This window comes from Acinetobacter sp. ME22, assembly GCF_022012315.1.
Lineage (GTDB): Bacteria > Pseudomonadota > Gammaproteobacteria > Pseudomonadales > Moraxellaceae > Acinetobacter > Acinetobacter brisouii_A.
The window spans coordinates 24,866-39,090 of sequence record NZ_JAKLTL010000017.1 but is presented as its reverse complement, the minus strand read 5'-3'; the positions used below and the strand labels follow the sequence as shown (position 1 = coordinate 39,090).

Below are 14,225 nucleotides of genomic sequence, written 5' to 3'. Positions count from 1 at the left end.
TGCTTTCGCAGGGTTTTTATCAATTCTACAACTTAGTGAGCAGCGAATTGGTTCATTGTGTTTTTAGCATCATCATGCGCTTTAAGAGCATTGTCACCAGAGAAGATTTCTTTGTGATCATCACCGATGTCTGAACCTGCCATTGCTTGGTGTTTCACACAAGCGATACCGCCGCGAATTTCTTTACGTTGAACGCCAGCAACATAAGCCAACATGCCTTCAGAACCAAAGTAACCCTGAGCAAGCTCGTGAGTAGAAAGCGCAGCTGTATGGTAAGTCGGAAGTGTGATCAAGTGATGGAACACACCCGCTTCACGAGAAGCATCTGCTTGGAATGTACGCACTTTTTCATCAGCATCAGCAGCTAATTCAGTTGCATCGTACTCAGCGCTCATTAATTTAGCGCGGTCGTAAGCAGAAACATCTTTACCTTCAGCAACCCAACGGTCGTAAGCTTGTTGACGGAAGTTTAACGTCCAGTTGAAAGATGGAGAGTTGTTGTAAACAAGTTTCGCGTTTGGCACAACTTCTTTCACGCGGTTGACCATGTGAGCAATTTCTTCAACGTTTGGAGTCGCAGTTTCGATCCAAAGAAGGTCAGCGCCATTTTGCAAGCTAGTGACACAGTCAAGTACAACACGGTCAATTTGCGTATCTTCGCGGAATTGGTACAAACCAGAAGCCAAACGTTTAGGACGGTGCAATTTACCATTACGTTTGATCAAGATTTCATCTTCTTGAGCATCAGCAATGTCAATTTCAACTGTATCTAAGTAGCTAATGTATTGAGAAGCGATGTCGCCTGGCTCTTTCACTACTGGGATTTTTTGAGTTAAGTCAGCACCTTCAGAGTCGGTACGTGCAACAATTACACCTTCATCAAGACCCATTTCTAAGAATGCGTAACGTAACGCGTGGATTTTAGCGATAAAGTCTTCGTGTGGAACAGTTACTTTACCTGCTTGGTGACCACATTGTTTTGCATCAGATACTTGGTTTTCAATTTGAAGTGCACAAGCACCAGCTTCGATCATTTTCTTAGCAAGCAAGTAAGTCGCTTCTTCGTTACCAAAACCAGCATCGATGTCTGCAATAATTGGAACAACGTGAGTTTCAAAGTTGTCGATTTGAGCTGTGATTTCAGCCGCTTTAGCAGTGTCACCAGCGTCTTGTGCTTTTTTAAGTGCACGGAACAAATCGTTTAATTCTTTCGCATCTGCTTGACGCAAGAAAGTATAGATTTCTTCGATTAATGCAGGTACAGAAGTTTTTTCGTGCATAGATTGGTCAGGAAGTGGACCAAACTCAGAACGAAGCGCTGCAACCATCCAACCAGAAAGGTAGATATAACGTTTGCTGGTTGTACCGAAGTATTTTTTGTTCGCAATCATTTTTTGTTGCGCAATGAAACCATGCCAGCAACCAAGTGATTGAGTGTATTTGCTGCTATCAGCATCATATTCAGCCATATCACGACGCATAATTGCAGCTGTATATTTAGCAATATCTAAACCAGTTTTAAAACGGTTTTGCAGTTGCATACGTGCTGCATCTTCTGGGCTAATGTCAGCCCAAGTGTTGCCGAATTTTGCTTTCAATTCACGGATTGCATCAATCGCTGTTTGGTATGTAGTCATGACTGGTTCCTTGTAATTTTAGGATTCTCATAACGCTTCATGATCAAATTTCACTTTTACTGGAGTGGTTTGTTTTTGATCATTTCGGCTTGATGAACACAGATTAGAATGTAAAAAAAATTAAATCCAATATTCACGACTAATCCTCACTATTTATTTAGAAAATATATAGATCAAAGTCGTATTATAGTTAAAACTTAAAAATATAAATAAATGAAATTAAAAGATTTTTTATTTTAAACCGTATAGTAAAAACAGTCAAAAAACATCTTTTTCATTCATTCGACTAAAGTATGGTAGTTTTAAAAATCATATTCAACACGTATTTACAGGCTTTTTGTTGCTGTTTTTTTCAGCAAAAATCTCATGATTTATGCAACTCAAGAAGATGGAAAAATACTCAATCAAATCAGCAGAACATTTGTAAAGTTTCAGGGTTTTTATGGATATTTTCACACAAAGGCATTTGCTTATGGCATAATTTGCAACTAATTTCATGCGGTTATATTCGGTATTTTGTTTTATGAATTTGGAGCGGGTTGACCTTAATCTATTAATCTATCTTGACGTTTTATTACGCGAGAAAAATGTCACTCGTGCTGCGGAGCAATTGGGTGTAACCCAGCCTGCGATGAGTAACATTTTACGTAGATTGAGAACACTATTTAATGATCCGTTACTCATTCGCTCATCTGAAGGCATGACCCCAACAGAGCGCGCTTTAGAGTTACAACCTCGTATTCGTGATGTTCTTTCTGATCTTTCAATGATCCTAGAACCACGCACCGAGTTTAGACCTTATACCAGTAATCGCGTTTTCCGTATTATGACTTCTGACTATGCTGAGGCGACTTTAGTCCCTCGTTTAGTCAAAGCATTACGCTCTGAAGCGCCCAATGTTGTGCTCGATTTCTTAACACCGAGTGATGTATCTTACCGTGATATGGAACAAGGTAAAGTTGATCTGGCAATTAACCGCTTCAATGAAATCCCTCAAAGCTTTCACCAAGTATTGGTTTGGCGTGACAGTTTCTCATGTTTAATCAATCCAAAACATCCAAATGCCAACAACCTAAACCTAAAGAACTACCTTGATGCACATCATATTTGGGTATCTAAAACAGGAATGGGAATTGGCTTTGGCGTCAATCCTGATAAACAAGCTGGTTTAGGTTGGATTGATCAAGCTTTAGAGCGTATTGGTCAAAAGCGTAAAATTTCAGTATTTACACGCCACTACCAAATGCCTGCATTACTGGCTAAAAATGTTGATCTTATTGCAACACTACCAACACGTATTGCACGCCTACAAGCCAAAAGTCAGGAACTGATCATTAAAGATCCACCTTTTTATATTCCTGAAATTGAATTAAAAATGGCATGGTGTCCTTTACTGCATCATCACCCTGCCCACCGCTGGTTACGCCAACTCATCCTCTACGTAGCTCGACAAATGATTGAAGAAGAAAATCGTGAATTTTTGATGAATAATTCACAGTTTTCCCACTATTGATCTTCGACTACAAAATAATCAACGATTTGTTATGATAGGTGATATGAATTAGTATCACCTCTTTTATTTTTGTGATAAAAAATATTTGATAATGAATAATCTATAATGACAGGTGTACCGTGAGTCTGTTTCAGAACATCATCATCATCATCGTCTTAATTACAGGGGCAGGTTTTCTCGCTCTCACTGAAATTGCACTTGCAGGTGCACGTAAAGTCAAATTAAAAATTTTGGCCGAATCAGGTGAAGAACGCGCACAAAAAGTGCTTGATCTACAAGAAAACTCTGCTGACTTCTTCGCGGCATCGCAAATTGGTTTAAATGCGATTGCTATCTTAGGAGGTATTTTAGGTGAAGGTGCTTTTCGACCCTACTTTTTTAATTTAGTGAACCGTTTTTATACAGGGCAATGGGCAGAAACAATTAGTTTTGCACTCTCTTTTACCCTTGTAACCTCTTTATTTATTTTATTTGCCGATCTTATGCCAAAACGTTTGGCAATGATTGCACCTGAAAAAATCTCGATCTCAGTGATTGAGCCGATCCAAATTTTCATTAAAGTTTGCAAACCCTTAGCATGGATTATTAATGCAATTGCCAACTTGTTATTTCGCCTGTTTAAAGTCAATACCACCCGCGAAGATAACATTACTTTTGATGATATTTCAGCCGTCATGGATGCAGGTGCTCAGGCAGGTGTCTTGCAAAAACAAGAACATCATTTTATTGAAAATGTATTTGAACTTGAAGAACGTAATGTTCCTTCGAGTATGACGACTCGTGAAAATGTGGTGTTTTTCACCCTCAACGAATCAGAACACAGTATCCGCCAAAAACTGGCTGAATATCCTTTTTCAAAGTTTCTTGTGTGTAATGAAACAGTTGATCAAGTGATTGGTTATGTCGATGCCAAAGATATTTTGGTTCGCATTCTCAATAATCAATCCATTAATCAGCTGAATGAATCAACAATTCGTACCGTACTCACCATTCCTGACTCATTAACCTTATCTGAATTGCTTGATCGCTTTCGAGCAAGCAAAGAGAAGTTTGCGGTTGTTATTAATGAATATGCGCTTGTTGTTGGTGTTATCACACTATCAGACATTATGATTACCGTAATGGGTGACTGGGTAACCCCAATTGAAGAAGAACAGCAAATCATTAAACGTGATAACAACTCATGGTTAATTGATGGCAGTACACCGATTGAAGATATGAAACATGCGCTTGGTATAGATAGCATGCCAGATGAAGAACATTACGAAACCCTTGCGGGCTTTATGATGTTTCGACTTCGTAAGATTCCACGCCCAGCTGATAGCGTTGAATATGAAGGATTTAAGTTTGAAGTGGTCGATGTCGATCATTTTAAGATTGACCAGCTTTTAGTGACTCGAATTTTAGAAAAGCCTGATCCTATTATTCAAGTAGATGAAGCTTAAAAAAAATCGCCTCAAATGAGGCGATTTTTTTAATGCTGTAACGCAATAAGCTGATCCAATATCATTTCATAATGAAGTTGGATATCTTCAACCAAAACCTTATAGGTATTATCAAACTGCACCATTGGAAAACCTTCTTTCCAAAATGGGAAAGTATTGTCTAAATCATGCGTAACAATTGCATCTTCATACACAATGCTTTGCGCAATCCAAGATAAAACCTGTGCAGTTTCTGCACCATCAATCGCAGCATAATCAATACCATGTTGCTTAAAAACACGAATACGATCTTTTTTATAACGAACCTTTTTCGCTTGCCCTGCATTCAAATGAAATGCCAATAAAACTGCCTGTACCAAATACTCTTCAAATGCCTGATTTAAATCAAGCAAAGCTTGTTTATAGCTTTCTTGGCGCTGTGCTTTATTACTACGCTGCAAGCTTTGGTTCGCTGTTTTTGCTAATTCAACCTGTTTTAAGGCAATTAACTGTTGCTCAAGACTCATGTTATCTTTCCAAAAAATCAGTGATAAATTATACGTTGCATCACACGAACAAGCACCATGTATTTAGACTTTGTGCTCAATGCACGTGGTATTACATGATTAAAATTCAATATAACTCTTATTAATCCAATCATTTAGGCAAAAAAATACCCCTGAATTCAGGGGTATTTTCAAATTAATCTTTAAGCATCTTTACGGCGCATGTGCGGGAACAACAATACATCACGAATACTTGATGCATTTGCAAATAACATCACTAAGCGGTCAATACCAATCCCCTCACCCGCTGTTGGTGGCAAACCATATTCCAAGGCTTCAATAAAGTCTGCATCATAATGCATTGCTTCATCATCACCCGCATCTTTTTCTGCAACTTGTGCTTGGAAACGCTCAGCTTGGTCAATCGGGTCATTCAACTCGCTAAAGCCATTTGCCAACTCACGACCACCGATAAAGAATTCAAAACGGTCAGTAATATGTGGGTTATGGTCATTACGGCGCGCCAACGGAGAAGTTTCTGCTGGATATTCAGTAATGAATGTTGGTTGACGCAATTGAGTTTCAACCGTTTCTTCAAAGACGATGGTTTGTAATTTACCCAAACCAAAACCAGCTTTCACTTGTTCTTTAAGTTCTTCACGAACAAAGTTTGCCAAGAATTCACGATCATTCACATTGTCTGGGGTAAAGCTTGGGTTATGTTCAAGAATCGCATCGAACATTGAAATTTTCTTGAATGGGCCTTTAAAGCTATAAACTTCTTCACCATATGGCACATCAGTTGAACCTAAAATATCAATCGCTAGTTTTTCTAGCATATTTTCAGTCAACTGCATCAAATCTTTATAGTCAGCATAGGCTTGATAGAATTCAATCATGGTGAATTCTGGGTTATGGCGAGTTGATACCCCTTCGTTACGGAAGTTACGGTTAATCTCGAACACACGCTCAAAACCACCCACAACAAGACGTTTCAAATAAAGCTCAGGTGCAATACGAAGATACAAGTCCATATCCAACGCATTGTGATGTGTTACAAATGGACGCGCAGAAGCACCACCTGGAATCACGTGCATCATTGGCGTTTCAACTTCCATGAAACGTTGATCTGTCAAGTAGTTGCGAATACCTGCAACCACTTGCGCACGAATTTCAAATGTTTTACGTGTTTCTTCGTTCACGATTAAGTCAAGATAACGCTTACGGTATTTTGCTTCTGTATCACTTAAACCGTGGAATTTATCTGGAAGTGGGCGCAAAGACTTAGTCAATAATTCAAAAGCTTCAAGGTGTACATATAAGTCACCTTTGCCTGAACGACCAATGTAACCCGTTGCAGCAACAATATCACCCAAATCCAAAGATTTAATGCTTGCCAATGTTTCAGCAGGCAAACCTTTACGGTCAACATAAAGCTGAATACGACCCGTCATATCTTGAAGTACGATGAACGAACCACGGTTCAACATCACACGACCCGCAACTTTTACATAAACATGTTCACCCGCTTCGATTGCAGCTTTGTCTAAATCTTTGAACTGCTCTTGCAAGTCGCCTGCATAATGTTCGCGTTTGAATGTATTTGGCCAAGGGCTTGTACCCGCCTCTTTAGCATGTTCCTGAATTTGCTTTAACTTGGCATGACGCTGTGCAATTAAATCGTTTTCGGAAATAATGGGTTCAGAAGTCGATTGAGCGTTTTGTTGCGTCATCTCTGCCTCGAAAAAGTAATTAAAAAAATGAAGTCACATAGCATAGCAGAATTCATGCTTTTTTCGAAAGAATTCTTAAAAATCAGCTCAAAAAATCAGTCAACTTATGCAACTTTAGTCTAAAACAAAAACTTTTTAGACCTTTCGCTAGCACACACAAATCCCGAAGCAACGTAAAATACAACAGAAACCGCGAACATTTTAAGACCAAATGCATGTTTCTAACTGACTTTTCCACATTACCTTGTGATGAAACCCACTCGATGAAGATGAACAATGTCAAAATTCTATTTCTGCATGGACTAGATTCATCTAAGGAATCCAATAAATTCCATGCCATTCACGCAAAACAAAAATTTTGCATGGATGTGGATTATCGCAATTTAAGTTTTCAAACTGTTGAAATGCTTTATCAAAACATGATCGCAAAGATTAAACCCGATCTTTTGGTTGGACATGGCGTGGGGGGTTACTGGACGCTGAGAATGTCCGATCAATTTCACTTACCCGCAATTGTTGCCAATCCAAGTCTTGCTCCAAAGTTTCGTGATGATTATCCTGCACTCGAAGAAAAAGACCTTGATCATGATATTCCTCAGCTTGCATATTTGGAGCTGGGTGATGAAATGTTAGATATGCACCAAACTCAACATATTTTAGAGCGTTTTATGTTGGTACACACTTACGCAGGCGGCTACCATCGCCTAGAATGCCCAGAAAATATCAATTTACTGATTCAACATTTTGAGCAAACATTATTATCCCAAAAATAAAAAATGCCGATCTTTAAATCGGCATTTTCGCAACTTGGTTAAATCAATTAAGCAACTGCTTCTTCTTGCTGTGGCTTTTCACTTTCGCGAACTACAGACCACACATCCAAACCAATTTCTTTATGCAATGTATCTAAATCTAAAAGAATGGTTGCACCCAATACATTCAATTGGCATTTTTGCGCCAAAGCTTGAACTGCTTTCAAGGTACCGCCCGTTGCTAAAATATCATCGACTAAAATGACATTTTGATTTGGTGCAACGTCAGCCGACATTTCAAGTTTATCCAAGCCGTATTCCAAGCTATAGCCCACACCAACAACTGGAGGTGGCAATTTACCCGCTTTACGAACCAAGATTAACCCCTTATTCAAACGCTGTGCCAAAAAGCTTGCCAATACAAAGCCGCGCGCTTCAACTGCGACAAAACTATCAACCGCTTCGATTTGATCCGCAGGAATACTTGCAACTAAAGCATCAGACAATGCTGCAATTTGATTTACCAATAACGGTGTTAAATCATAAAAACAAATTCCAGTTTTAGGAAAGTTTGGAACAGTGCGGATGTTAGACCAAAAAGTTTGAGCGAAGTTCATGGCAGGAGAGTTTTAATCAATCTATTTGTGGTAATTTTAACCAAATAAATTAAAAAAAACCATGATTTTCTATTTCATAGCATTTGTTTTATTATTTTTTAAATTTAAGACATTGATTTAAAACAAAATAAAAATTTAATAAAATTACAAACCGAAAATATTATAAGGATTTATTTATTTATTTCCTTACAACCTTAGTCTATAGCATTCAAAATATCATCTTCATTTCTTTGGTTTTTATTCATCTCAATACCCACGCCCAAGATAATCTTGATTTTAACCCGCAACAAAAGCAAAAAAATTGAAGAATACCCTGTAAACTACTGTTATTCATTTCACCCCAATCACATAATATTGCTGACAGGCATTTTCTATTACCCATCAGCACTTTGGAGATACTCATGAAAAAATATCAATGCATCGTTTGTGGATGGATTTATGATGAAGCAGCAGGTTGGCCAGAAGATGGGATTGCTGCAGGTACAAAATGGGAAGATGTACCGAATGATTGGACTTGCCCAGACTGTGGTGTATCCAAAGCCGATTTTGAAATGATTGAAGTCTAAAATCTAAAAATAACAAAGACCATGTTCAACATGGTCTTTTACGAATATCTGTTGGAGAAGAATATGCAGCCTATTGTGATTATCGGTTCAGGTATGGCGGGTTACACCCTAGCACGTGAATATCGAAAATTAAATAAAGAACAAGAACTAATCATGATTTGTGCTGATGATGCAGCAAGTTATGCTAAACCAACGCTCTCCAATGCTTTTGCAGGCAATAAACAACCTGAACAGATTGCACTGGCCGATGCTCAAAAAATGGCTGAGCAACTCAATATGCGGATTGAAACTCACGCATGGGTCAATCATATTGATGCAGCACAACATCAGTTAAGTTATGTTCAAAATCAGCAAACCATTGAGCTTAAATACAGTAAATTAATTTTAGCTGTTGGTGCAAATCCAATTCGCCTTGCAATCGCAGGAGATGGCAGCGATGACATCCATGTGGTGAACTCACTGTCTGACTATCGTGCATTTCGTCAGCGTCTTGATCAAAAAGCAGAAAAACGTCTTGTCATTTTAGGTGCAGGTCTAATTGGCTGTGAATTTGCCAATGACTTACAGCATGCAGGCTATCAATCTACAGTGATTGATCTTGCCCCACAACCTCTTGGTCGTTTACTTCCAACTTATGTGGCTGAAGCATTTCAAAAGAAATTACAGCAGAGTGGAATCAAATTTATCTTAGGCACAACTGTTGAGAAAGTCAGCAAACTTGAGCAACACTATGTGGTTACACTTGAAAATGGTCACAGTCTCGCTGCAGATCTCGTTTTATGCGCTGTTGGCTTGCAACCCAATATTGATTTGGCAAAACATGCACAGATTGAAACTAGCCGCGGTATTTTGACCAATAGTCTAATGGAAACCAATCAGCCTGATATTTATGCTGTTGGTGACTGTGCAGAGGTCAACGGCATGCTGTTGCCATATGTTATGCCGATCATGCAACAAGCGCGTGCTCTCGCAAAAACACTCGCAGGTCAACATACGCATGTTCATTACCCTGCGATGCCTGTTGCTGTCAAAACGCCTGCTGCTCCACTGACTGTACTTCCTGTACCTCCTCAAGTTGAAGTCAATTGGGAAACAGAGCATTTTGAAGATGGTATGTTATCTAAAGCCGTTGACAGTTCAGGAACCCTTCGTGGTTTTGTTTTATTGGGCGCAACTGCTGCTAAGCAACGTTTAACATTAACCAAGCTTGTTCCTGACCTAATCCCACTTCAAGCCTAACTCAACTATGGATGCTTAGCATGAATCCAAATCTTGTGTTCAGCCCATCGCCTTATAGCCAATATATGCGCGAAACCAAAGTCAAACTCGAAAATGGCATCGAACTCCATGTCGAAGTTGGTGGGAATCCTGAGCATCCATGTATTTTGCTGATTATGGGTCTAGGTGGGCAACTCATTTTATGGCCTGATTTTTTCTGCAAATCACTCATTGATCAAGGCTTTTATGTGATTCGCTTTGATAATCGTGACATTGGATTATCGAGTAAAATTTCCGATTCTCCTCGACATACAAAGCATCTGTTGAATATGATGGCGCGCTTTAGTGTTGGACTTAAAAATCAAGGTGCGGCCTATACCTTAGAAGATATGGCAGATGATGTTGCTTTACTGCTTGATCAATTAGAAATTGCAAACTGTCATCTCATTGGTGCATCGATGGGCGGTATGATTGCTCAAATTGTTGCAGGTAAATATCCTGAAAAAGTGAATAAACTCGGATTATTGTTTACCAGTAATAATCAACCTTTACTTCCTGCACCCGGCATCAAACAACTCAAAATGATGCTCAGCAAACGCCCCTTACAAGAAGATGAAATCATTCGTCAGAATGTCTTGCTTTATCAGGCGATTGGCTCACCTAACTATGTAAATGTTGAAGAAGTTCGTTTATTTGCACGTAAGGCTTATCTGCGCAGCTATCATCCCAATGGTGTACTCCAACAACTATTGGCGATATTATGTACAGGTTCATTAAAACACTGGAACCAACAGATCCAGCAGGAAACACTCGTGATTCACGGTGAATGTGATCGCCTACTCCCACCAAAACATGGACGGGTTGTTGCAAAAGCAATTAAGTCTGCAAAATTTGAATTAATTGCTGGAATGGGGCATGATATTCCACCACATTTTATCCCTCAATTGAGTGGTTTATTTGCACATCACTTTAAACCTTAAAAGTATATTAGGACGCTATGGCTGCATTACCCTCTTTAAGACAGCTTTCTTATTTAGTTACTCTGTCTGAAACATTGCATTTTACCGAGGCAGCACGTCGCTCTTTTGTGACCCAGTCAACTTTGTCTGGTGGCATCATGGAGTTAGAACGTCTACTAGGGGGTGTTTTGGTTGAACGCGATCGCCAAAATGTACGTTTAACACCTTTAGGGGAACAAGTTGTTGCGCGCGCACGTGTTTTACTTGCCGATGCTCAAGATTTAATGCGTCTAAGCCGTGAAATGAGTGAACCTTTAACAGGTGATTTGCATTTGGGGATTATTCCCACGATTGCGCCTTTTATTTTGACGCAATTACTCCATGAAGTGCATCACTATCTGCCAAAGATTCAACTCCATCTTCACGAAGCTCAAAGTGAAAAAATTGTTGAAAAACTAGAGCATGGCAATTTGGACATGATTGTTTTGGCACTTCCATTTGATACACGCGGACTCAAAGTGACCGAAATTGCCAAAGAAAATCTGGTTCTCGTCCACCATAAAGCCGATCAACAATGTGTTCGTGCAAGTAGTCTAGATGATTTAGATTTGTCACGTTTAATGCTGCTTGAAGAAGGTCATTGTTTACGTGATCATGTCCTCAGTGCTTGCCCTATCGGTGAACGTAAAAATGACCATCGCTTAAAAGCAAGTTCATTACCAACCTTGATTGAGATGGTTTCTTCAAACTTAGGCTATACGCTACTGCCAGAAATTGCATTACAGCGCCACATGTTACAGTGTCATGCTGATTTACAGGTGAAGCATATTGAAGCTGCACCTAGCCGTACGATTGCATTGGTTACGCGTAAAAGCACCCCTTTACAAAATGAATTCAATGTCTTAGTCGATATCTTAAAGAAAATCACCCAAGCTCAATAAATTCAAAAGCCATGCCAATGTTCAAACTTTGGCATGGCTTTTTTACAGCATCACGCTAAGCATTGTCATCATTCTGTTATATAGTAACATTAAGAAACATTTTTCAAGTATAACCCTTAAGTTGCACTTAAGGCATTTCTCCCATATTAAACTCAGTTTCGTTTGAGATGCTCAATGAGCAATAGCTCTATTAAGCAAGTGAGTGCCCAATATGGCAAATGTCTGTTACTGTGCTGATGATTTTGCATTAAATTCCAGTATTTCTAATGCAATCATTGATTTAATTCAAAAGAATCGTTTACATGCAACCTCCTGCATGACTCAATCTCCTGAATGGCCAAATGCAGCACAGCAACTCAAGCCTTATACTTTTCAAGCTGAAGTGGGTTTACATCTCAACTTTACCCATGTGTTTGACTCAAATACGTGGGCTTTTTCTTTACCACAATTGATGTTCAAAGCTTGGTCTCGGCAACTCTCTCGCCAAAAAGTGTATGAAAGCATTCAGGCTCAGTGGCAGGCATTTACACAAGCACTTGGACAAACACCCGATTTTGTCGATGGGCATCAGCATGTTCATCAATTCCCTGTTATCCGCGAAGTCCTGATTCAATTTTTACAAGAACAGAATTTTAAGGGCTGGATCAGAAATCTTCAGCATGCCGTTGTTGTCGCACCATATCAATTTAAAACCAATATGTTGATGCAACTTGGTTCAAAATCACTCCGTCGTCTTTGCACTCAAAGCCATTTTAAACAGAATCAGAATTTCGCTGGCATTTATGATTTTAAGCCAATGAACTACGCTAGCTTAAATCAAAAATGGCTAGCTCAAGCGCAAGATCATCTATTAATCATGTGTCATCCTGCTCAAAACAGTACCGATCAAGATGATGCGATCAAAGTCGCAAGAGTTCAGGAATATCAATATCTTGATTCATCTCAGTTCATCTATGACTGCCAAGCCAACCAGATTACGCTCACACGTATCGGAGTCAGCGCATGAGAACAAATCCTATTTTGTCCTGTGTCATCCCTGCTTATAACGAAGCTGAAAATCTTCCAAAATTCATTCCTGCTTTAGTGGAAAAATTAGAGCAACAGCATCTTGCAGCGTATGAAATTATCGTGATTGATGATGGTAGCAAAGACAATACATTGACTGTCTTGGATGGTTTAGTAGAGCAATATCCTCTGCGCGTATTGGCACTGTCCCGTAACTTTGGTAAAGAAGCTGCACTCAGTGCAGGTTTAGATCATGTCACGGGTGATATTGCGTTATTGATAGATGCAGACTTTCAGCACCCAATTGACGAAATTCCAACCATGCTGAATTTATGGCGCAATGGCTATGATATGGTATATGGCATTCGCAACCGTACAACCGAATCTTGGCTAAAACGCTTATTTACCCATAGTTTCTATCGCATTTTAAGTCTTAGCTCTTCAGTTCAGATTCCTGAAAATGCAGGAGATTTTCGTCTTATTGATGCCAAAGTTATTGCTGCAATTCAAAATCTCCCAGAAAAAAATCGTTATATGAAAGGCTTATATGCGTGGGTAGGTTTTAAAAGTGTTGGCTTACAGTTTTCTGAACTAGAGCGGCAACATGGAAGCTCTAGTTTTAACTTTAAGTCATTATTTAATTTAGCATTATCAGGCTTGACAGGATTTTCAGACTTACCGCTACGGGTCTGCATCTATCTAGGTGCTTTACTCGCCTTTATGGCGATGAGTTATGGTTTTTGGATCATTATTGAAACGCTAGTTGAAGGTAACAAAGTCGCTGGCTGGGCAACCCTCGCCGCAGGAATGACACTATTAGGTGGTATTCAACTGTTATTTATTGGCATTGTTGGCGAATATATCGGCAGAATTTATACAGAAGTTAAAAATCGTCCAAAATATATTGTCGCTGCTGAATATTCAAAAGATAAAAGTATCTCGCCACAGCCTCAACAACGACTTTCTTAATGCTTTCTTTCTTGACCTTTTTACGTTTTGGTGTCATTGGCGGACTAGCCGCAATCACTCATTATAGCGTGGTGATGCTACTGCTTCATTTATCGCAACTTCCACTCGCTTATGCCAATTTATTGGCGTTTATTGTGGCATTTTGGGTGAGCTACTTCGGGCATCGACATTTTACATTCCAAGCACAAGCACTTTTGCATCGGCAAACTTTACCTAAGTTTTTCCTTGTTGCAACTTTGGGCTTTATCTTCAATGAAAGTTTATTGCTGATTTCACATCATTTTTTAAACATTCCACTTTCAATCTTAGTGGTTTTCGCCATTTTTATGACTGCGATTTTCACCTTTGTATTGAATCGATTTTTTGCATTCCAGCATTGAGGCTA

General features: G+C 39.2%; 14 protein-coding genes. 10 read left to right on the top strand and 4 right to left on the bottom strand.

Going from position 1 to position 14,225, the window contains the following annotated elements; all coding sequences use genetic code 11:
• Positions 1–32: 32 nt before the first annotated feature.
• Positions 33–1,637, bottom strand: coding sequence for an isocitrate lyase (locus LVY74_RS15955; RefSeq protein ID WP_111895972.1), 1,605 nt, complete (start codon positions 1,635–1,637; stop codon positions 33–35).
• Positions 1,638–2,160: 523 nt separating this feature from the next.
• Between LVY74_RS15955 and LVY74_RS15950 the strand changes: the two genes are divergently transcribed.
• Positions 2,161–3,150 carry a LysR family transcriptional regulator gene (locus LVY74_RS15950; protein WP_237815877.1) on the top strand — a complete coding sequence of 330 codons (990 nt, stop codon included), beginning with the start codon at positions 2,161–2,163 and terminating at the stop codon, positions 3,148–3,150.
• Between the two features lie 119 nt (positions 3,151–3,269).
• Complete coding sequence (locus LVY74_RS15945) at positions 3,270–4,595, top strand: hemolysin family protein (RefSeq protein ID WP_237815876.1); 1,326 nt, start codon at positions 3,270–3,272, stop codon at positions 4,593–4,595.
• Positions 4,596–4,624: 29 nt separating this feature from the next.
• Here LVY74_RS15945 and LVY74_RS15940 read toward each other — a convergent pair whose 3' ends face one another.
• On the bottom strand, positions 4,625–5,101 hold the full coding sequence (locus LVY74_RS15940) for a hypothetical protein (protein WP_151778358.1): 477 nt from the start codon (positions 5,099–5,101) through the stop codon (positions 4,625–4,627).
• 182 nt (positions 5,102–5,283) lie between these two features.
• The gene (gene lysS / locus LVY74_RS15935) at positions 5,284–6,813 is read right to left on the bottom strand and encodes a lysine--tRNA ligase (RefSeq protein ID WP_237815875.1); all 1,530 of its coding nucleotides are present in this window, start codon (positions 6,811–6,813) and stop codon (positions 5,284–5,286) included.
• A gap of 263 nt (positions 6,814–7,076) precedes the next feature.
• Here lysS and LVY74_RS15930 point away from each other — a divergent pair, with 263 nt between their 5' ends.
• A complete protein-coding gene (locus LVY74_RS15930; RefSeq protein WP_237815874.1) occupies positions 7,077–7,586 on the top strand; it encodes a YqiA/YcfP family alpha/beta fold hydrolase in 510 nt (169 codons plus the stop codon).
• A gap of 47 nt (positions 7,587–7,633) precedes the next feature.
• Here LVY74_RS15930 and LVY74_RS15925 read toward each other — a convergent pair whose 3' ends face one another.
• Positions 7,634–8,182: an adenine phosphoribosyltransferase gene (locus LVY74_RS15925; RefSeq protein WP_151778181.1), complete on the bottom strand. Its 549-nt coding sequence runs from the start codon at positions 8,180–8,182 to the stop codon at positions 7,634–7,636.
• 401 nt (positions 8,183–8,583) lie between these two features.
• On the opposite strand from LVY74_RS15925, the gene rubA reads away from it, so the two are divergent.
• The 7 genes from rubA (at position 8,584) to LVY74_RS15890 (ending at position 14,220) form a co-directional block, all read left to right on the top strand.
• A complete protein-coding gene (gene rubA / locus LVY74_RS15920; protein WP_237815873.1) occupies positions 8,584–8,748 on the top strand; it encodes a rubredoxin RubA in 165 nt (54 codons plus the stop codon).
• 63 nt (positions 8,749–8,811) lie between these two features.
• Positions 8,812–9,987, top strand: a complete 1,176-nt coding sequence (locus LVY74_RS15915) for an NAD(P)/FAD-dependent oxidoreductase (RefSeq protein ID WP_237815872.1) — start codon at positions 8,812–8,814, stop codon at positions 9,985–9,987.
• A 20-nt stretch (positions 9,988–10,007) separates the two neighbouring features.
• Positions 10,008–10,946 carry an alpha/beta fold hydrolase gene (locus LVY74_RS15910; protein WP_237815871.1) on the top strand — a complete coding sequence of 313 codons (939 nt, stop codon included), beginning with the start codon at positions 10,008–10,010 and terminating at the stop codon, positions 10,944–10,946.
• Positions 10,947–10,963: 17 nt separating this feature from the next.
• Positions 10,964–11,866, top strand: a complete 903-nt coding sequence (oxyR, locus tag LVY74_RS15905; RefSeq protein WP_151710135.1) for a LysR family transcriptional regulator OxyR — start codon at positions 10,964–10,966, stop codon at positions 11,864–11,866.
• Between the two features lie 211 nt (positions 11,867–12,077).
• Complete coding sequence (locus LVY74_RS15900) at positions 12,078–12,872, top strand: ChbG/HpnK family deacetylase (RefSeq protein WP_237815870.1); 795 nt, start codon at positions 12,078–12,080, stop codon at positions 12,870–12,872.
• Positions 12,869–13,840 carry a glycosyltransferase family 2 protein gene (locus tag LVY74_RS15895; protein ID WP_237815869.1) on the top strand — a complete coding sequence of 324 codons (972 nt, stop codon included), beginning with the start codon at positions 12,869–12,871 and terminating at the stop codon, positions 13,838–13,840. Before LVY74_RS15900 ends, LVY74_RS15895 begins: the two co-directional genes overlap by 4 nt.
• On the top strand, positions 13,840–14,220 hold the full coding sequence (locus tag LVY74_RS15890; protein WP_237815868.1) for a GtrA family protein: 381 nt from the start codon (positions 13,840–13,842) through the stop codon (positions 14,218–14,220). Before LVY74_RS15895 ends, LVY74_RS15890 begins: the two co-directional genes overlap by 1 nt.
• Positions 14,221–14,225: the final 5 nt, after the last annotated feature.